The sequence below is a fragment of the Frankia umida genome (assembly GCF_023242945.1).
In the GTDB taxonomy this organism is placed as follows: domain Bacteria; phylum Actinomycetota; class Actinomycetes; order Frankiales; family Frankiaceae; genus Frankia; species Frankia umida.
This window is the reverse complement of the sequence record NZ_JALKFT010000018.1, coordinates 97,105-116,787: the sequence shown is the minus strand read 5'-3', so window position 1 is coordinate 116,787 and position 19,683 is coordinate 97,105. Positions and strand designations below refer to the sequence as shown.

Genomic DNA, 19,683 nt, shown 5'->3' with positions numbered 1-19,683 from the left:
CCCGCGGCCCGGCCCGTGACCGCTATTCGTCGACGATCTCCGCGTCGATGATCTCCTCGTCGACGCCGCGACGGTAGCGGACGCTGGTCGTCGCGCTGCCCCCCGGACGCGCGGTGGCCCCGGTCGACGGGTCGGCCCCGCCGACCCGTCCGGTGTCGGGGTAGTCGGAAGTGGTCTGGCCGGGGTTGGCGTGACCGGCGGCGGTGTATCTGGCCTCGCCGTAGCGGGCATCGGTCGAGCCGGGATCGGGATAGGGATAGCCAGCGTCAGAGTGGCCAGAATCGCCGTAGCGAGCGTCGGTATAGGGGGCCTCGCCATAGCGGGCGTCGCCGTAAGGGGCGTCGGTGTGGCGGGCGTCGGTGTGGCCGGGGTCGCCGGAGCCCGGATCGGTGGGGCCGCCGGGGTCGGCGGCGCCGGGGTCGGTGAGCCGGTGGCGTCCCGGCGCGCGACGGCCGAAACCGGCGGTCGCCCAGGCGGACGTGCCCGCCGAGGCGGCCGTCCCCTGGGTTCGTGGGACGAAGGGCCGTGCCGAGCCCTCCGTGGAGCCGGCGAAGCCGTCGCCGACTGTCGCCGTCCCTGCCGTGGCGTAGCCGGCCGACGCCGCACCCGCCGATCCGGCGGTGCCGGCGGATGTGGCCCCGTTCGGCGCCGTCGCCGTGGACGCCACCCACCCGCCGGTGGCGGGACCGTGACCGGCGGGACCGTGACCGGCGGGACCATGACCGGCGGGGCCGGTACCGAACCGGCGGCCGCCCGGTCCGCTGGTGGCCGCACCGGACGGACCGAACGTTGCCTGGGGCTGGCTGCCACCCAGCCGCCCCGATGCCGGCGCCCCGTCGGCCGAGGACGCGTAAGCCCCGGGCCACGACCCCGGCGCACCGGAGGCCGCCGACGCCTGGGCAGTTCCGGCCCCGGAATCCACCGGCCCGCCCGGCGACGAGCCGTATGCCGACGGGTCGGACCCGGCGGAACCGAATGTCGCGGTGCCACCGAACCCTGGGTCGTCACCGAGCGTCGAGGTGCCGCCGAAGCCCGGGTCGCCACCCGGCGTCGAGGTGCTGGCGGATGCCGAGTCACCGGCGGAGGTGGTGGGGCCGAACGAGGACGGACCGCCGGCGGCCCCGAAGGTCGGCCCGGAGCCGGCGGCACTGCCGGCGGGACTGCCGGGGGGCGCGGCGGACGGGGCGGGCTGGGGGGACGGGGCGGCGGAGCCGGCGCGGGCGAGGTCGGTGACGGCTCGGTCGACCTCGTCGGAACCCAGGACGGCACGCAGCCGCAGGACCGCGCCGATGATCTCGCCCTGCTGGTGGCGCAGCACGTCCAGGGTGGCCGCGGCCCGGGCGATCTGTTCCTGTAGTTCGAGGTGGCGGGTGTGGGCGATCTGGCGGCTTTCCTCGACCGCGTCGAGCAGCAGCTTCTCGGCCTGTTCGCGGGCCTCGCGGACGATCGGGTGGTTGGCGCCGGCGTCCTCGATGACCTCTTCGAGGGTCGACTCGGCGATCCGGCGGGCGCCTTCGATGATGTCCTCGGCCTCGCGCTGGGCGATCGCGAGCATCTGGCCGATACGGCTGCCGGCGGAGGAAGTATCCGTACCCGCGCCACCGGCCGCGTCCCCGGCCCCCGAACCAGCGGCACCCGAACCAGCGGCACCCGAACCGCCGGCCGCCGAACCGCCAGCGCCCGGGCCACCGGCGCTCGCCGTGGCCTGACGCTCCCGTTCGTGGCGCAGGGCGCTCTCGGCGGCCGCGGCGCGCGAGGTCACCGAGCTGGCGTAACGCCACAGCGTAAGGAGGTAGTCATCCACCTGACGCGGGTCGTAGCCGTGGGCGACCTCGTCGAAGGAGGGCCGTTCGTCGGCGGATCCGGGCCCGGTACCGCGGTGGTGCGACCCCATCCATCAGCTCCCTGTAGGTGGGACGGGTTCAAGGTCTACACCAAGCAGTGTGTCAACCAGCCGGGAGACCAGTGCGGGCGCCTCCCCTCCCACGCCCGTCATGTCACCAGAAGGCCAAGCGCGCGAGACCCCACCTGCGGCATCACCGCCAAAACGACTCATTTCGGCAACCACCCCGGACGCGGGCCGCCCGTCGGCCAGCGCGGCGTCCGCCCAGGCGTCGACGGCGGCGAGGGCACGGGGGGCGTCCAGGTCGTCGGCGAGCCGCGCACGGACGGCGGCGAGCACGCCCGTGGCGTCCGGGCCTGCGGGCAGGGCCACGGCGGCCCGCCACCGCGTCAGGCGGGCCGTGGCCGCGCTCAGACAGGCGGGGGTCCATTCCCATTCGCTGGTGTGCTGGTGGTCGAGCAGCGCCAGCCGGACGGCGGCCGGGTCCGCGCCCTCGTGTCGCAGACGGGAGACGAACTCCAGGTTGCCCCGCGATTTCGACATCTTGTGGCCGTCCAGGCTGACCAGGGCGGTGTGCACGTAGCTGCGGGCGAACGGACGGGCACCGGCCGCGACCTCGGCGTGGGCGGCGCTGCACTCGTGGTGCGGGAAGGTCAGGTCGGCACCGCCGCCCTGGAGGTCGACGACGCCGCCGAGGTGGTGGCGGGCGATGGCGGCGCACTCGATGTGCCAGCCGGGCCGGCCGGGGCCGAACGGTGAGGGCCACGACGGCTCGCCGGGACGGTGCGCCCGCCACAGCAGCGGGTCGAGCGGGTCCTTCTTGCCGGCACGGTCGGGGTCACCGCCGCGTTCGGCGCACAGGGCGAGCATCTGCGGGCGGGACAGCCGGGAGACCTCCCCGAACCCGGTGGCGGCGGCGACGGAGAAGTACACGTCGTCGTCCACCTGGTAGGCGGCTCCCAGCTCCACCAGTTCGGCGACCATCGTGACGATCAGCTCGATGGCCTCGACGACCCCGATGTAGGCGTCCGGTGCGAGGATGCGCAGGACGGCCATGTCCTCGCGGAACAGCGCGATCTCACGGCTGGCGAGATCACGCCAGTCGATCCCGTCCCGCTCGGCGCGCTCGAGCAGGGGATCGTCCACATCGGTGACGTTCTGCACATATCGGACGTCGTGGCCGGCGTCGCGCAGCACCCGCTGGGCCAGGTCGTAGGTCAGGTAGGTGAAGGCGTGGCCGAGATGCGTCGCGTCATAGGGCGTGATGCCGCAGACGTAGAGATGCGCGGTGGGCCCCGGCGCCAGGGGGCGGATCCGACCGGAGGCGGTATCAAGGATCCTCAACGGCCCGCCACGGCCGGGAAGGGGACGTACCGGGGGAGATGGCCACGCCTGCATGCGTGTCAGCGTAACCGCGAACGGTGGGTCCGGCGGCGGCAAGACGGGTAACCGCGACGTAATCGACCTGCGCAAACATGCCGCGCCGGGAGGTCAGAACGGCGGCCAGGGGATGGGAGGCCAGTCACCGGAGGGCAGCGGGAAGCGACCGGTGTCCAGCAGATCGTCCAGTCGGGCGTCCAGCGCGGTGAGCTCGGTGACGGTCAGCAACGGTTCGAGGCGGCGCCCGAGGTCCCCGGTGAGCTGCTCCGCGAGGCCGCGCAGCAGCGCCGTCTCCTCGGCGGACAGGCGCCGGCCACGCCACGTCCACAGCAGGGTGCGCAGCTTGCCCTCGGCGTGGAACGTCACGCCGTGATCGATGCCGTGGACACGCCCGGACGGCGCGGGCAGCAGGTGGCCGCCCTTGCGGTCGGCATTGTTGATCACCGCGTCGAACAGGGCGATGCGGCGCAGCTGCGGGTCGTCCGAGCGGGTGAGGGCGACGAGGTCGACGGTGACGTCGGTGTCGATCCACAGCTGGACCATGCCCGGGCCGAACGGGCCGTCCCGCATGATCGTCGGTGGCACGATGCCGAGGCCGAGCGCCGCGGACACCTCGTAGGCGGCGAGCTCGCGGGCGGCCAGGGTGCCGTCGGGGAAGTCCCACAGGGCGCGTTCGCCGCGGATCGGCTTGTAGACGCAGCGACCGGAGCTCTCCCCTGCGGCGATCTCGCAGTACAGGGTGGCGTTGCTGGCGTCGGTCATCCGCCCGGTCACGGTGAGTTCGCCCGCGGCCAGCAGGTCGAGGGCGCCGTCGAGTTCGAGACCGCCGCAGTCGAGCGGGTCGAGGGGCTGGCGTCGCCCCGGCCCGAGGTCGGTCGGACCCACCGCGGTATCGCCCATCAGCCCAGTGTGTCCGGCCGATACCCGGACTGTCCCCGACCGGACGATGTGAGCCAGCTCTCTATGCGGGCGGCGGAACCCATGCGCCCGCTCCGCCGCCGATCACCGCGTCCGGGTCCACCTCGTCCGCCCTGACCGGATGCCCGTCGCCCCCCTCGGACGTGCCCGGCCCACCGGCCCCCTCGGACGTCGACGTCCCGCGGGACGCACCGCCGTCCGTGGCCGCGTCGTCCCTGGCCGCGGCGGGGGGCGGGGGGAGCAGGTCGGTGACGTCGCCGCCGACGTCGTTGAGGCGGCGCACCAGCGGCAGCCGCTCCCCATAGCGGATCACCGTCAGTGAGCACGGGTCGATGGTGATCCGGTGGTAGAGATCGAGGTGGATACCGAGGGCGTCCGCGACGATGGTGCGGATGACGTCGCCGTGCGAGCACAGCAGCCAGGTGGCGTCCGGGCCGAGACGCTCGTTCCACTCCCGGACCGCGGCGACCCCGCGCGACTGCGTGTCCCGCAGCGCCTCCCCCTCGGGGCCGGGGAACACCACGGCGCTGGGATGGCTCTGCACCACCTTCCACAGCGGTTCCTTGACCAGTTCGCTGAGCTCCCGACCGGTCCAGTCGCCGTAGTGGACCTCACCGAAGCGTTCGTCGACGGTGACCTCCTGCCGCCCGCCGGGGGTGGCCGGCTCGTCGGGGCGGCGCGCGGCGATGGCCTGCGCGGTCTGGTGGCAGCGGTCCAGCGGGCTGGACACGACCGCCGCCAGCGGCACCGGGGACAGCCGTGTCCCCACCGCCGCGGCCTGCGCGGCGCCGCGCTCGTCCAGGCCCACGCCCGGCGTCCAACCCAGCAGGAGTTTGCCGGTGACGGCGGTCAGGCCGTGCCGGACCAGCAGAACCGTGGTCACGCGTCGTCCCTTTCGCCGGAGGTTGCGCTCACGCTACCGAGTGGGCATCGACCGGTGCCGGACGATCCGTGGTTACGCTTCCCGGCATGCCCGACGCGTACCCGAGCAGCACCGCCGTGGCCCCGGCCCCGCCCGGCGACGAGCAGAGCACCGATCCGCACGCGGTGTTCGCCGCCTTCCACGACGCCGGCCTGTGGCCGGGTCTGGGCCGCACCACCGGCGCCCGGCTGGCCGCCGCCGGCATCAGCCTGCCCGACCATGTCGACGTCGGACGCCTCGGCCAGGTGGAGGGGGTCTCCGGCCCACGGGCCCGCCGGCTGGTCGACAGCTTCCGCTCCGCCGCGGCCACCTACGCCGTCGTCGAGCTGCTCGTCGGGGCGAACCTGCCGGCGCGGCTGGCCCGCGCCGCCGTCGAACGGCTCGGCCCCACCGCCGCCGACGACCTGCGGGCCGACCCGTGGGCGCTGCTCACCGCGGACGCCGAGATCACCCAGGCCGACCGCTTCGCCCGGCTACGCGGCCGCCACCGCGACGATCCGCTGCGCGGCCCGGCGGTGCTCGCCTACCTGCTCAGCCGGGCCGCCGCCCGCTCCGGGGACACCGCCGCCCCCGTCGAGCCGGTGCTCGCCGCCGCCACCCGGGAGGGCGTCGCCGACCCGCGGATCGCCCTGGCCGCCGCCTTCGAGGACGGACGCATCCTCGCTGTCGGCGACCGCATCGCGCTCGAGCGCTACGCGATGGCCGAACAGTCCATCGCCGACGGCATCGAACGCCTCATCGCCACCGCCGAGCCCCTGCGCGCCGACCAGCCACGCGCCCGCCGCCGGCCCGACTCCACCGACGACGACGCGGTGACCCCGGCCGTCCCCGTCCCGCCGCCGGCGACCGAGCTGAGCTTCGACGAGGACAGCGACGACGACGACGCGGGTCTCGACGGCGGCGCGGACGACCAGGTGGGCGCGGACGACCGGGTGGGCGCGGACGACCGGGTGGGCGCGGCCGGCGGCGGTTCCGGCGCGGCCAGGGACGCCGACGACGCCGTGCACGGGCTGGACGAGGTGCAGCTGCGCGCCGCCCACGCGGCGCTGGAGGCGGGAGTGAGCGTGCTCACCGGCGGCCCGGGCACCGGCAAGAGCCGCACCGTCGCGGCCGTGGTCCGGCTGGCCGAGGCGGCCGGCGCCGAGGTGGCGCTCGCCGCACCCACGGGACGGGCCGCCAAGCGTCTCGAGGAGCTCTGCGACGCACCGGCGAGCACCCTGCACCGCCTGCTCGGCGCCCAGGGCCGCGGCGCCGGTTTCGCCCGCGGCGAACACAACCCGATCGACGCCGACCTGGTGGTCGTGGACGAGGCGTCCATGCTCGACGCCGAGCTCGCCGCCGCCCTGCTCGACGCCTGCGCCGACGGCACCCACCTGATGTTCGTCGGTGACCCCGCGCAGCTGCCGAGCATCGGCCCCGGCCAGGTCCTCACCGACCTGCTCGACTATGGCCTGGCCCGCGGCCCCGTCGAGGCCGGCCCGGACGGCCCCGGCCAGGACGGCACCGGCCAGGACGGCACCGACCCCGAGGACGACCCGGCCGACCCGTATCCGCGGGGCGAGGTACCGGTCACGGAACTGCGCCGGCTCTACCGCCAGGTGGACGGCGGGGGTATCGCGACCCTGGCGGCCGCGGTCCGCGGCGGTGAGCTGCCGCCGCCCGCGCCGGACGCCGGCCGGGAGGTCGTCGTCGTGCCCGCGAAGAGCTCCGGCGAGGCCGCCCACCGCACGGTGCAGCTCGTCACCGACTCCATTCCGCGGGCCCTGGGCATCCCGGTCGCCGACATCCAGGTCGTCACGCCCGTGCACGCCGGTCCCGCCGGCACCACGGCGCTGAACACGGCCCTCAAGCGCGTCCTCAATCCCGGTACGTCCGGCCCCGGAGCTGGGGGCGGCGGTGGCTCGACCTCGGCGTTCGACATCGGTGACCGGGTGGTGGCCACGGCGAACCACGTCGACATCGGGTTCGCCAACGGTGAGATCGGCACGGTCGTCGCACTCGGCGATCGCGGCGCGCTGCGGGTCGCCTTCCCCGGCGGGACGGTCGAGGTTCCCGCCGGTCTGCTCGCTGATCTGCGCCTGGGGTGGGCGGTGACGGTGCACCGGGCCCAGGGCAGCGAGTGGCCGGCCGTCGTCGCCGTCTTCCCCCCGGAGGCCGGGCGGATGCTCACCCGCCCGCTGATCTACACGGCCCTGACCCGGGCTGCGAGCCACCTGTCGATCGTGGCGGTCAACGGCCCGGCCGTCCGCCACGCCGTGCGCACCTCCGGCGGACGGCGGCGGGTGACGTCACTCGGCCCGCTGCTGGCCGGCCACGAGGCCGGTGAGTTCGAGGACGACTCCGACGACGACCTCGACGACGACCTCGACGACACCGTCTGACCCCCGCCACCTGCGCCGGGTCGACCTTCGGCAGAAGCCCGACCCGACCCGACCGGGCCGGTGGCCCCACGGCCAGCAGAACTGTACCGTTTCGTTCCCGGACGACAATGGTGACGGTGGGGTGAGGCCATGGCAGACAGTGGTGACGGGGCTCGTCCCGGGAGTACGGCGGCGACGCGGGTGCGGCCGGCGGGCAACCGGCGGCTGAGCGCCGACCGTGTCGGGGAGATCTACGCCGACGTGATCAAGATGCTGATCGAGGTCGGTTACGCAAGCCTGACCATGGACGGGATCGCCGCCCGGTCCCGGGTCAGCAAGGCCACGCTCTACCGGCAGTGGCAGGGCAAGGCCGATCTGGTCGCCGAGGCCCTGCGCCACGACAACCCCCCGCCCGCCCGCATCGACACCGGCAGCCTGCACGGCGACCTGCTGGCGATGACCACGGTCCTCGGTGACGTCGCCCCGACCGACGCACCGTTGCTCGCCAGCCTCGCGCACGCCAGCTATCTCGATCCGGACCTCGGTGCCGCATTACGCCGCCGGCTGTTCGCCCCGTTCCACGCCATCCTGCGCGACATCCTCAACCGCGCGGTGGAACGCGGCGAGATCCCACCCGGTAGCCCGGCCCTCGAGTTCAGCCCGCTCGTCTTCATGGCGATGATGCCCGGCCGGGCCCTGTTCGAGGGTGTCCAGGTCACCCCCGAGTACCTCGCCGGATTCGTCGATCACATCCTGCTGCCGGCGCTGGTCGGATCGTCGCCGACGGCGTCGCCACCGGCCGGGCCGTAGCCGGCACCCTGGACGCCGACGCGCCGCCCTCCCGAGATGCGGATCCCCGGGTCCGTCGACACCACACAGGTTAGCGACAACACACAGGTCAGAAGGGTGATCAGCTCATGGGTCAGCTCGCAGGCGAGGTCGCCGTCGTCACCGGCGGTGGCCGCAACATCGGACGCGCGATCGCGCTGCGCTTCGCCGAGGAGGGCGCGGCGGTCGTGGTCACCGCCCGCCACATCGCGGAGATCGAGGAGACGGTCGCCCTGATCCGGGCCGCCGGCGGGCGGGCCGCGGCCCGTCAGGCCGACGTGACCGACCTGGAGGCGCTCAAGGGCGTCCTGGACTTCGCCCGGTCGGAGTTCGGACCGGTCACCGTGCTGGTGAACAACGCCGGTGGTGGTGGCCGCGGTACGTCGGGCCGGTTCAGCCTGCTGGAGCCCGAGGGCATCCTGCGTGGGGTCAACCTGAACCTGCTCACCCCGATCTACGCCAGCCGTCTGGTGCTGCCCGACATGCTCGAGGCCGGGCACGGGCGGATCATCAACGTGGCCAGCGGCGCCGGCATGATCGGCATGGCCTACCAGGTGCCCTACGGTGTCTCGAAGACGGGCCTCATCCGGTTCTCCGAGATGCTCGCCCTGGAACTGCGGGAACACAACATCTCCGTCTTCTCGATCACGCCCGGCAATGTGCTCAGCAAGCTGACCCAACCCATGTGGCCCCACCGCGACGAGCTCATCAACAACCCGCCGGAGGACTTCCCGAAGGTCTTTCCCGCGGGTCATGCTCTGGAGGACGAGGGCTGGTATCCGGCGGAGCGCTCGGCCGAGCTGTGCCTGTTTCTCGCCTCCGGCAGGGCGGACGCGGCGACCGGACGGTTCTTCTCCGTCCACTACGACGAGCACGAGATCGTCGCGCAGGCCGAGCGGGTGGAACGCGAGGAGCTGTACGCGCTGCGCATTCCGACCCTGAACGGACTGGAGCCCTCGATCGACTACCGCAGGCCCAGCCCGCCGGACGAGGCCGCCGGCAACGGCTGACCGAGAGGTCGCCCACGTTGCCACCCTCGATGTGGCAGGGGTGTGTCCCCGTCTGGGACGGTGGGTCCCCGGGGACAGCCCGGTGGCCGTACGGTGACCGCCGGATGACAAGCTGAGGGTGCGGCGACGAGGGCCGACGTCGCCGCGGTTGGCGCGCCCTGCCCCGGGCGCGTGCGCGCCCCGGGCAGGAGGCAAGATCGTGCGGCGAGAGGATGGGTAGCGTTCCCATCGTGGATGCAGACGCGGCGGGCAGCAGCGAGGCCGCTCCGGGACCGGCGCTGCTGCCCGGCCCCCGCGATCCCGGGCGCCCTCGACCTCCTGAGGGCAGGCTGTCATCCCTGGAGGGCGGCCCACCACCTGCCCACGGCTCGTCGTCCGAGCCGAAGGTGGCCCAGCCGATCCCGGGGACCGGCCCCACCTCGGACACCGAACTGACCCCGAGCACCGGGCTGGCCGGCGAGGTCGCACCGTCCCATGGCACCGGATCGTCCCGTGACACCGGATCGTCCCGTGACACCGGATCGTCCCGTGACACCGGATCGTCCCGTGACACCGGGCCGGCCTGGCGGGGGCTGTGGGGGCTGTGGGGGCTGTGGGGGCTGGTCCGCGGGCATGCCCACGCGCTCCTGATGGTGGCGGTCGGGTTCGCCGTGGCCGTCGGTGCGGTGCTGCGGTTCGCGACACCGAGCCATCTGTGGCTGGACGAGTCGCTGACCGTGGCGATCGCATCACTGCCCGTGTCGGACCTGTTGCACGCGCTGCGCCACGACGGTTCACCGCCGTTGTACTACCTGCTGCTGCACGTCTGGATCGCGGTGTTCGGCGACGGCGATGTGGCGGTGCGGGCGCTGTCCGGTGTGCTGTCGCTGCTCACCCTGCCGCTGGCGTGGCTTGGCGGGCGCCGCGTCGGGCGGATCGCCTCCGGTGCGGGCAACGCCGGGTCGGACGCGCCGACCTGGGTGGCCGTCGCGACGCTGCTGCTGTTCTCCTGCTCGCCCTACGCCATCCGGTACGGCAGCGAGACGCGGATGTACTCGCTGGTCGTGCTGCTGGTGCTGGTGTTCGGGTTCACCGCCGTGCGGGCGCTGGAACGTTCGAGCCTGCCCCGGCTGGGCCTGCTCACGCTCACGACGACCGCGCTGGTCTACACGCACTACTGGACGTTCCTGCTGATCTTCACGGTGGCGGCGTTCCTGCTGTTGCAGGCCCGGCGGCGGCCGTACTACCGGCGGGTGACGCTGCGGGCGTTCGTGGCGATGGCGGCCTCGGCCGTCCTGTTCGCGCCGTGGATGCCGTCGTTCGCCTTCCAGATGCTGCACACCGGTACCCCCTGGGCGCCGAAGGTGCAGGCCCAGGTGCTGCTGGACACGGTGTTCGACTGGGCGGGGCCGCAGTCCACCGGGGCGCTGCTCGGCGTGGTGCTGCTCGGCGGGGCCCTGATCGGGTTCACCGCCCGCCCGGCGGGTGGCCGCGAACTCGCGGTCCGGGTCACCGGACGGGTACCGGGGCGCTATCTCGCGGCGATCTGGCTGGCCCCGCTGGTGCTCGCCTACTTCGTGAACGCGTTCGGCGGCAGTGCCTACGCCGAGCGGTACACCGGTATCGCGCTGCCGGCCTGTCTGATGCTCGCCTCGCTCGGTATCGCGGTGCTGCCCGGGACTCGGGTGCGGGCGATCGTGCTGGTACTGGCGGTGGGCAGCGGGCTGATCGGCGGCTGGCAGTTGGCCCGCACCGAACGCACCCAGGCCGGGGAGATCGCCGGTCGGATCGTGGCGCTGGCCCGCCCCGGCGACGTCGTCGCCTACTGCCCCGACCAGCTCGGCCCTGCGGTGCACCGGGCGCTGAGCCGACACGGCCCGCTGACCGTGCGCGAGATCGTCTACGCGGACTCCTCGGGCCCCTCGCTCGTGGACTGGGTCGACTACCCCGACCGGATGCGCCACGCCAACGGCACGGCGTTCGCCGCCGAGGTCAACGAGCTCGCCGGCCCCGACCACGCCGTGCTGCTGGTGCGCGCCGACGGCTACCGGTTCCTCGAGGGCGCGTGCGCGGTGCTCTCCGACCAGCTCGCCACCCTGCGCGACCGCACGGTGCAGGTCTACCAGCGCGACCTCTACGAGGGCGCCTCCCTGGAACGTTTCTCCACCCTGCGCTAGAAGCGGCCCCGGCCCGCCCTGGACCCCACCACCCGACACGACCTGGGTGGTGGGGTGCTCGAGTGGCGAGGGAGTGACCGGGTCACGCGGACGTCGATCCTCCGTAGTCCCACGAATCTCTTTCGCCCACGCCTTGGGTACAGTACCGTTTCGTTCCCAGGCGGAGCTCGGTGGAACGAAGGGGTGAGACCATGGCGGATGACGGCGATGGGCCTCCTCCCGCGGGGACGGCGCCGACGCGACCCCGGCCGGCGGGCAGCCGCCGGCTCAGCGCCGAACGGGTCGGTGAGATCTACACCAGCGTGATCGCGCTCCTGATCGAGTCCAGCTACGACGGCCTGACCATGGACGGGATCGCCGCCCGGTCCCACGTCAGCAAGGCCACGCTCTACCGGCAGTGGCAGAGCAAGGTCGACCTGGTCGTCGAGGCCCTGCACCACGACAACCCGGGGCCCACCCGGATCAACACCGGCAGCCTGCGCGGCGATCTGCTGGTGATGACCGAGGTCCTGGGCGATGTCGCCCCGACCGACGCCCCGCTGCTGGCCGGGCTCGCCCACGCCAGCCATCTCGATCCGGATCTCGGCGCCGCCCTGCGCCACCGGCTGTTCTCCCCGTTCTACGACACCCTGCGCGACATCCTCGACCAGGCCGTGACGCGCGGCGAGCTCGTCCCCGACACCGCCGCGCTCGAGTTCGGCCCGCTCGCCTTCCTCGCGATGATGCCCGGCCGGGCCCTGTTCGAGGGCATCCAGGTCACCCCCGACTACCTCGCCGGATTCGTCGATCACATCCTGCTGCCGGCGTTGACCTCGGTCCAGCCGGTGGCCACCGGCTAGGGGCCGGACAGCCCCATCCCCGCCAGATCCACTCCGGTATCGCAAGGGAGCGTCATGGAGAAGGTCGTCTTCGTCGCCCACCAGCCGGGGGACACCCCCTCGCCCAGCCCCGCCGACGTCGAGCAGCTCAACCAGCGTCTGCTGGGCGAACTGCCCGCCGAGCGCTATCTCGGGATCAGCCTGCAACTGGAGGACCGCGCGACGACCGACCGGTGGCAGCGTCGCACCGAGCCCGTCGCCCGTCGTTTCGCCGCCACGCTGTCGGTGTGGGTCGAGGCCGGCGAGGACACCGCGGATGCCGCCGCCCTCGTCGACGAGGTGTGGCCGGACCACGTGACCGGTGTGGTGACGGAGGCCGTCGTCAGATGGAACGGCCCCCGGCAGGTCAGCGCCACCCAGCCGCTGCCGGGCCACACCGTGACCGCGCTGCTCTACCGGCCGCCGTCGCTGACCCACGACCAGCTCGTGCGGCACTGGATCGACGTGCACCAGCCGATGTCCCTGCGCATCCACCCGGCGCGCAACTACGTGCGTAACGTGGTCGCCCGCGTGCTGCCGGCGGCGGGCAAGCCGGCCTCCGACGACCCGTTCTCCGACACCACGCAGTTCGACGCGATCAGCGACGAGTACTTCGCCTCGCTCGAGGACATTCTCGATCCGTCCCGTTTCTACGGGAGCGACGTCAGCCAGACGACCTGGCAGCAGAACGCCACCACGATCGGCGACGACGTCGGCCTTTTCCTCGACGGCACCCGCATGGCCGCCGCGATCATGGACGAGTACCTGCTGCGCGACTTCCGCGCCCCCCGCACACCCGGCGTCAGCTGACCCGGATTCGCCCGCGCCACGGGGCGGAGAAAGCCTGGCGGCCGTCCTCGACGGGCCGCCACACGGGAACCGGAATCCCCGGTTCCAGCAACAGCGTTCACATGACGAAAGGTGATTGACCCATGAGTCAGCTCACTGGTGAGGTGGCCGTTGTCACCGGTGCCGGACGTGGCATCGGACGCGCCATCGCCCTGCGCTACGCCGAGGAGGGCGCGGCCGTCGTGGTCTCGGCGCGCTCCACGGACGAGATCGAGGAGACGGCGTCCCTCATCCGGGCGGCGGGCGGGCGGGCGGCGGCGCACACGGCCAACGTGACCGACCTGGCCTCCGTCCAGGCGCTGCTGGACTTCACGACGACCGAGTTCGGTGCGCCGACCATCCTGGTGAACAACGCCGGTGGTGGCGTCCCCGGCACGTCGGGCAGGTTCGAGAACATGGACCCCGAGGCGATCGTCCGCGGTCTGAACCTGAACCTGATCGCCGCGATCCACCTCACCCGCCTGGCGCTGCCGGCCATGCTCGAGGCCGGGCACGGACACATCATCAACGTGGCCAGCGGCGCCGGCATGGTCGGCATGCCCTACCTGGTTCCCTACGGCGTCTCCAAGACGGGAATCATCCGTTTCTCGGAAATGCTCGCGCTCGAGCTGGAAGGCCGCGGCGTCGCGGTCTTCTCGTTCACTCCAGGCAATGTGCTCAGCAAGCTGACCGATCCGATGTGGCCCATCCGTGAGAGCCTCGCGGCGAACCCGCCGGAGAACTTCTCCTGGATCTTCCCGCCCGGCCACGAGCTGGAGGACAAGGGCTGGTACCCGCCGGAGCGGGCCGCGGAGATGGCCACGTTCCTCGCCTCCGGCAAGGCCGACGCGGTCTCCGGGAAGTTCTTCGCCGCCCACTACGACGAGCACGAGATCGTCGCCCAGGCCGAGCGGGTGGGGCGCGAGGAGCTGTACGCGCTGCGCGTCCCGACGCTGGACGGGCTCGAGCCCTCCATCCTCTACGGCGAGCGGGCCCGTAAGCAGGCCGACGCCACCAGCTGATCTCGCTGGACGACCGAGCCGGTGATCCCACCGGTCGATCTGACTGCCAGGGCGGTACCGCGGGTCAACGACGACCTCGTGGTGTCGCCCTGGTCGGCGTGGGCATGGGCGTGGCGAGCAGGACGGCGGTGAGCACGAGCAGACCCATCGGCAACGTGTAGTGATTGAAGAAGGTCTGTTTGTTCATCAGGCTCGCGCCGAGCAGGACGAGCGCGCCGCCGAGGCAGAACCCGCTCGCGTCGCCCCGGGCCCGCCAGGCCAGCGCGTAGGCCGCGACCAGCACGACCAGCGCCGGTCCGAAACCGAGCGTCACACCGAAATGGGACGCCCAGCCCGGCACCGACAGCGAGTGGCCGAGAACCTTGTAACGCAGGTTCGTGACCACCGCGTCGTCGACGAAGTCGCCCGGGCCGGCGAGCAGCCAGGGCGCGACCAGCAGCAGCGCCGTGCCCGCGCTCACCGCCGTGCGCCGCACCCCGAACGCCGGCCAGGCCGCCGCGAGCGGGACCAGCAGCGCCACATGCTGTTTGGACGCCAGCGCCAGCGCGAACGCGACCACCGCCAGCCGGAGATGCCCGTGGCGCACCGCCAGCACCATCCCGGCCAGGCAGGCGATCAGCAGCGGTTCGGTCCACGACTGCTGCAGCGCGTACATCGACTCGGGCAGGATCACCACCAGCAGCGGCAGCATCCCCACCGCCCCTGCGGTGGTGGTGCCCAGCCGGCGGGCGCAGATCGCCGCGACGGCGAGCGCGGCGAGCAGGCCGTAACGGACGTCGCCGAGCAGCAGCCGGGCCGGGGCGAGCAGCACCGACGTCCAGGGCAGGTACGGGTAGACGTCGAACAGGCCGTCGACGCCGTAGGACGCCCGGTCCGGCGCCCACTGCTGGCGGTACAGGTCGGCGCCGTGGACGAGCCCGACCGCGGAGACCTGCAACAGGTGGAACACGTCGATGCGCGGGGTGGGGGCGGCCCGGATGGTGGCCACCCCGGCCGCGCAGGCCAGCGTCAGCACCGTCCAGAACAGCGCCGTGGAGCCGCGGCCAGGACCGACCGGCCGCCATCGTGGCCGTCCACCCGACACGCCCCGACCGCCACCCGGCACGACGGCTTCGCTCTCCGGCGCCTGAGCACCGCCGTCCGGTGCCCGGCGGGGGCCGCCGAGGTGCAGCGCGATGGTGGCAGCGGCCAGCAGGCCGGCGCAGGCCGCGAGGATGTCGGCGACGGTGGCCGGCGTTCCGCTGGCGTAGTAACGGGGATGGCGCACCAGCGGACCGATCCCCACGGTGAGCGCGACGAGCGCCCACGCCAGACGCTGCCCGCCCCACCCGTCCGCGCCGAGCGGGCGGGGGCCGGGGTGGGGGACGGGGTGGGGGCGGGCCCACCAGGTGGCGCAGGTGGCGGCGGTGACGCCGACGCCGATGGCGGCCATCGCCCAGGCGCCGTAGCGGCCGTCCTTGGCCGCGATCCCCCAGGCCAGCGCGCACCAGCTGACCAGGACCGCGGCCAGCACCGGACGGGATCCGCCGGTCACCGGCCCGGCGGCGGGCACGGCCGGGGTGGGGCCCGCGTCCCGCGCCGCACCGCGACGGGGCGTCACGCGCCGCACCGGCGCACCGTACTCACCACCGCACGATCCCAGAGCGGCCGACCACCCCCGTCCCGGGGGATCGGTGCGGGGTCGGGCCGGACGACTCGCGTACCACGGTTGGCTGTCCTGGAACGGCGAGGGGGTGCGGGTGGATCACAGCCGTACACGTGCAACACTCACCCGGTAGCCGGCCCCAGGGTCCGGCGCCCCCATGGTCCGGTGCACCGGCGCCGGCGCGGGAGTGACCATGCAGGTGTGTTGAGGAGAGGTCCGGCACAGTGACCGAAAAGCCAGAGGTAGTCGTCATCGGGGCCGGGCCAGCTGGCCTGACCGCCGGCTGGGAGCTGGTGAAACGGGACGTGCCCGTGACGATTATCGAGGGTGACTCGGTCGTCGGTGGAATCAGTCGTACCGCGCAGCGCGACGGCTGGCGTTTCGACATCGGCGGCCACCGTTTCTTCACGAAGGTCCCCGAGGTCGAGAAGCTCTGGCACGAGATCCTCCCCGACGAGGACTTCCTGATGCGGCCGCGCTCGAGCCGCATCTACTACAACGGCAAGTTCTTCGACTACCCGTTGAAGCCGGCGAACGCGCTGGGCAACCTCGGTGTGGTCGAGGCGGCGCGCTGCATCGCCTCCTACGCCGCGGCCCGGGTGCGCCCGCCGAAGGACCAGAGCAACTACGAGAACTGGCTGGTCGCCCGCTTCGGCTGGCGGCTGTACCGCACCTTCTTCAAGACCTACACGGAGAAGGTCTGGGGAGTGCCGGTCAACGAGATGCCCTCGGACTGGGCGGCGCAGCGCATCAAGAGCCTGTCGATGTTCAACGCCATCGTCAACGCGGTGCTGCCGAAGAAGAACCAGAAGGACATCACGTCCCTCATCGAGGAGTTCCAGTACCCCAAGTACGGCCCCGGCATGATGTGGGAGACCGCCACCGACAAGATCGTCAAGCAGGGTGGGCGGGTCGTCTTCGAGGAGAAGGTCCGTAAGATCCACCACGAGAACGGCCGCGCCACCGGGCTGACCACCGAGGTCATCGGCGGGTACGGGCCGGGCGCGGGTGCGCCCGAGTCGTCGCGCACCGACCTCGGCAGCGAGTACCAGTACACCGGCGACGAGTTCATCTCGTCGATGTCGTTCTCGTCGCTGGTGAAGGTGATGGACCCGCCGGCACCGGCGCACGTGCTCGCCGCGGCGAACGCGCTGAAGTACCGCGACTTCCTCACCGTGGCGCTGGTCGTGCCGGAGTCCGCCGGATTCCCGGACAACTGGATCTACATCCACGCGCCCACGGTGAAGGTCGGCCGCATCCAGAACTTCGCGTCCTGGTCGCCGTATCTCGTCAAGGACGGCAAGACCTGCCTGGGCCTGGAGTACTTCGTCTTCGAGGGCGACGACACCTGGAGCAGCTCGGACGAGGACCTCATCGCACTCGGCACCCGGGAACTGGTCGAACTCGGCCTGATCCGGGCGAGCCAGGTCGAGACGGGCTACGTCGTCCGGATGCCGAAGGCGTACCCGTACTATGACACCGAGTACAAGAAGAACGTGGACATCATTCGGGCCTGGCTGGCCGAGAACACGCCGAACGTGCACCCGGTCGGGCGCAACGGCATGCACCGGTACAACAACCAGGACCATTCGATGCTGACCGCGCTGCTCACCGTCGAGAACATCGTCGACGGCACCCACCACGACGTGTGGGAGGTCAACGTCGACGAGGATTACCACGAAGAGGTCTCCTCCCCCAAGCGCTGACCCGACGTCGGGCACCTGACCCGGCGGCCGGCTCCGCGCCGACCGCCGCCGGTGATTCGACGGCGAACGCGACGAGACAGGGGTGCCGGCCCGCCCCGGAATAGCCGGGGCGGGCCGGCACCGCCAGACTAGGTGCCTGGGTCTGGTCTCCCACCGCTCGGTGATCACACGATCGCCGGACGGTCGGTGGCCCATGCCCGGCGGCACCCGCGGCCTGCCCCCCGCACCCGTCCGGACCCGCGGGCGCGTGGGCCCGCCAGACGTAACCAGCCCGTACGACGGGACCAGCCCGGATGCGGGGCGGCCCGTCCGAAGGGCCAGCCCGCACGATTCCAGCACTGCGGGTGCGGGCCTGCCCGGCCGGTCGAGGACACGCCGGCCTGGCTGACCCGCCGCACCGCGGACCACGTGGACGGAAGGAACTACCGTGACGGACGTCGCGGTGCGCCCGGCGGAGCGCAAGCCCGAACCGGTCGACCAGGTCGGCAACGCCTCCGACCGCGCGGGGCGGGCGTTCACCATCGTGGTGGGCGCGCTCGTCGCCGCCGCGGTGATCGTACGGTTCACCGCCACCCAGGCCCTGTGGCTGGACGAGGCGCAGAGCGTGGCGATCGCCCGCCTGCCCCTGTCCGGATCCGGTACCACCATGTGGGACGGCCTGCTTCAGGACGGTTCGCCGCCGCTCTACTACCTGTTGCTGCACGGCTGGATCGCCGTCGTCGGCGAGAGCACCCTGGCGGTGCGATCACTGTCGGCGTTGGTCAACATCGCGGCGGCCTGGCCGTTGTACCTGCTCGCGCGGCGGGTGATCGGTGAGCGTGGCGCGCGGGTCAGCGTGGTGCTGTACCTGACCTCGCCGTTCGCGTTGTACTTCGGCACCGAGACCCGCATGTACAGCCTGATCGTGCTGCTCACCGCGCTGGGCGGGGTGGCGCTCGAACGGGTGCTGCGGGCACCCTCGGCGAAGTCGGTGATCGGCCTGGCGCTGGCCGCCGGCGGCCTGGCCCTGACCCACTACTGGTGTCTGTACCTGCTGGTCACCGTCGGCGTGTGGCTGCTCGGGCTGCTGATCGTCCGCCCCTGGTATCGCGCCCGGCGCGCCCGTCGCGGTGACCCGGCCGGCACGCCGGTGCCACGGGCCGCGGGGGTTTCGGGCAGTACGTCCACCGGTTCGACGGGACGTTCGGGGGGCGGCAGCCACCGCTCGGGGGGGCGTGGCACCTCGGGCGCGACGTCCGCGTCCGCCGCGGGGGGCATGTCGTCGGCCGCGGCCGCGCGGCGGGGGCCGATCCACGCGCTGATCGGGCTGGTCGGCGGCGGGCTGGTGTTCGCGCCGTGGCTGCCGAGCTTCTTCGACCAGCTCGCCCACACCGGCACCCCGTGGGGTGAGCCGGCCAGCTACGCGGCGATCTCCCACGCCTACGGCCAGTGGGCCGGCGGTCCGACGACCCTCGGGCGGCTGCTGCTGTTCCTGATCACCGGTCTGGCCGCGGCCGGTCTCGCCGGGCAGTCCACCGGCGGCCGGTTCCTGCTCATCGACCTGCGCGGACGGGAACCCGGCCGCACCCTGTTCTTCCTGGCCACCGGCACCCTGTTCGTCGCGGTCACCGCCGGCAAGCTGGTCGGCAACGCCTGGGCTGACCGCTACACCGCGACCGCGTTCGTCCCGTTCCTGCTGGTCCTGGGCCTGGGCTCGACCGTCATCGGGGACCGCCGGATCTTCCAGGGCGTCATCGCCGTCGCCGCGGCCATCGGTCTGCTCGCGGGCACCACCGACCTGCACCGGGAACGGTCGCAGGCCGCCGAGGCCGCCGGTGTGCTGGAACGGCTGGCCCATCCCGGCGATGTGATGCTGATCTGCCCCGACCAGATCGGCCCGGGTCTGGCCCGCACCATCCCGCCGTGGCTGAAGGTGCACGTCGTCCCGACGTACGACGCACCGGACCGGGTCAACTGGGTCGACTACGAACAGCGCAACGAGAACGCCGACGGACGTGAGATCGCCCGGCGCGCCCTGGCCGAAGCCGGCCCCGAACACACCGTGTTCCTCGCCGGTTCCGGGGCGTACCGCACCTACGAGGAGCTGTGCACCGAGGTGCAGACCACGTTGGCGCAGGCCCGTCCGCACGCCGACCAGGTGATGAAGCAGGGCCTGCCGGCGAAGGTCTACGAGAACTACGCTCTGCTGCGCTTCCAGGCGTCCTGACG

Annotated in this window: 14 protein-coding genes; 9 read left to right on the top strand and 5 right to left on the bottom strand. The window is 72.8% G+C overall.

Features of this window, described 5'->3' with window-relative positions:
* Nucleotides 1–22 precede the first annotated feature (22 nt).
* From MXD59_RS17710 to MXD59_RS17695, 4 genes are all read right to left on the bottom strand, one after another.
* Complete coding sequence (locus MXD59_RS17710; RefSeq protein ID WP_248825811.1) at nucleotides 23–1,894, bottom strand: hypothetical protein; 1,872 nt, start codon at nucleotides 1,892–1,894, stop codon at nucleotides 23–25.
* A gap of 3 nt (nucleotides 1,895–1,897) precedes the next feature.
* On the bottom strand, nucleotides 1,898–3,241 hold the full coding sequence (gene mshC / locus MXD59_RS17705; protein ID WP_248825798.1) for a cysteine--1-D-myo-inosityl 2-amino-2-deoxy-alpha-D-glucopyranoside ligase: 1,344 nt from the start codon (nucleotides 3,239–3,241) through the stop codon (nucleotides 1,898–1,900).
* A 93-nt stretch (nucleotides 3,242–3,334) separates the two neighbouring features.
* Nucleotides 3,335–4,123, bottom strand: a complete 789-nt coding sequence (locus tag MXD59_RS17700; RefSeq protein ID WP_248825797.1) for an SCO1664 family protein — start codon at nucleotides 4,121–4,123, stop codon at nucleotides 3,335–3,337.
* A 61-nt stretch (nucleotides 4,124–4,184) separates the two neighbouring features.
* Nucleotides 4,185–5,024: an MSMEG_4193 family putative phosphomutase gene (locus MXD59_RS17695; RefSeq protein WP_248825796.1), complete on the bottom strand. Its 840-nt coding sequence runs from the start codon at nucleotides 5,022–5,024 to the stop codon at nucleotides 4,185–4,187.
* A gap of 86 nt (nucleotides 5,025–5,110) precedes the next feature.
* Between MXD59_RS17695 and MXD59_RS17690 the strand changes: the two genes are divergently transcribed.
* The 7 genes from MXD59_RS17690 (at nucleotide 5,111) to MXD59_RS17660 (ending at nucleotide 14,124) form a co-directional block, all read left to right on the top strand.
* Nucleotides 5,111–7,444 carry an ATP-dependent DNA helicase gene (locus tag MXD59_RS17690; RefSeq protein ID WP_248825795.1) on the top strand — a complete coding sequence of 778 codons (2,334 nt, stop codon included), beginning with the start codon at nucleotides 5,111–5,113 and terminating at the stop codon, nucleotides 7,442–7,444.
* Nucleotides 7,445–7,573: 129 nt separating this feature from the next.
* On the top strand, nucleotides 7,574–8,233 hold the full coding sequence (locus tag MXD59_RS17685) for a TetR/AcrR family transcriptional regulator (protein WP_248825794.1): 660 nt from the start codon (nucleotides 7,574–7,576) through the stop codon (nucleotides 8,231–8,233).
* Between the two features lie 107 nt (nucleotides 8,234–8,340).
* Nucleotides 8,341–9,261 carry an SDR family NAD(P)-dependent oxidoreductase gene (locus MXD59_RS17680; protein WP_248825793.1) on the top strand — a complete coding sequence of 307 codons (921 nt, stop codon included), beginning with the start codon at nucleotides 8,341–8,343 and terminating at the stop codon, nucleotides 9,259–9,261.
* Between the two features lie 212 nt (nucleotides 9,262–9,473).
* Nucleotides 9,474–11,417 (top strand): glycosyltransferase family 39 protein, encoded by a 1,944-nt coding sequence (locus tag MXD59_RS17675; protein ID WP_248825792.1) that lies wholly within the window; start codon nucleotides 9,474–9,476, stop codon nucleotides 11,415–11,417.
* A gap of 191 nt (nucleotides 11,418–11,608) precedes the next feature.
* Nucleotides 11,609–12,256 (top strand): TetR/AcrR family transcriptional regulator, encoded by a 648-nt coding sequence (locus MXD59_RS17670; protein ID WP_248825791.1) that lies wholly within the window; start codon nucleotides 11,609–11,611, stop codon nucleotides 12,254–12,256.
* 54 nt (nucleotides 12,257–12,310) lie between these two features.
* On the top strand, nucleotides 12,311–13,084 hold the full coding sequence (locus tag MXD59_RS17665; RefSeq protein WP_248825790.1) for an EthD domain-containing protein: 774 nt from the start codon (nucleotides 12,311–12,313) through the stop codon (nucleotides 13,082–13,084).
* A gap of 122 nt (nucleotides 13,085–13,206) precedes the next feature.
* Complete coding sequence (locus MXD59_RS17660) at nucleotides 13,207–14,124, top strand: SDR family NAD(P)-dependent oxidoreductase (RefSeq protein ID WP_248825789.1); 918 nt, start codon at nucleotides 13,207–13,209, stop codon at nucleotides 14,122–14,124.
* Nucleotides 14,125–14,188: 64 nt separating this feature from the next.
* On the opposite strand, the gene MXD59_RS17655 is transcribed toward MXD59_RS17660, so the two are convergent.
* Nucleotides 14,189–15,733 carry a glycosyltransferase gene (locus tag MXD59_RS17655; protein WP_308301735.1) on the bottom strand — a complete coding sequence of 515 codons (1,545 nt, stop codon included), beginning with the start codon at nucleotides 15,731–15,733 and terminating at the stop codon, nucleotides 14,189–14,191.
* Between the two features lie 260 nt (nucleotides 15,734–15,993).
* Here MXD59_RS17655 and MXD59_RS17650 point away from each other — a divergent pair, with 260 nt between their 5' ends.
* Together MXD59_RS17650 and MXD59_RS17645 are read left to right on the top strand one after the other, a co-directional pair.
* On the top strand, nucleotides 15,994–17,475 hold the full coding sequence (locus tag MXD59_RS17650; protein WP_248815941.1) for an NAD(P)/FAD-dependent oxidoreductase: 1,482 nt from the start codon (nucleotides 15,994–15,996) through the stop codon (nucleotides 17,473–17,475).
* Nucleotides 17,476–17,902: 427 nt separating this feature from the next.
* Complete coding sequence (locus MXD59_RS17645; protein ID WP_248825788.1) at nucleotides 17,903–19,681, top strand: glycosyltransferase family 39 protein; 1,779 nt, start codon at nucleotides 17,903–17,905, stop codon at nucleotides 19,679–19,681.
* The last annotated feature ends 2 nt before the right edge of the window (nucleotides 19,682–19,683 follow it).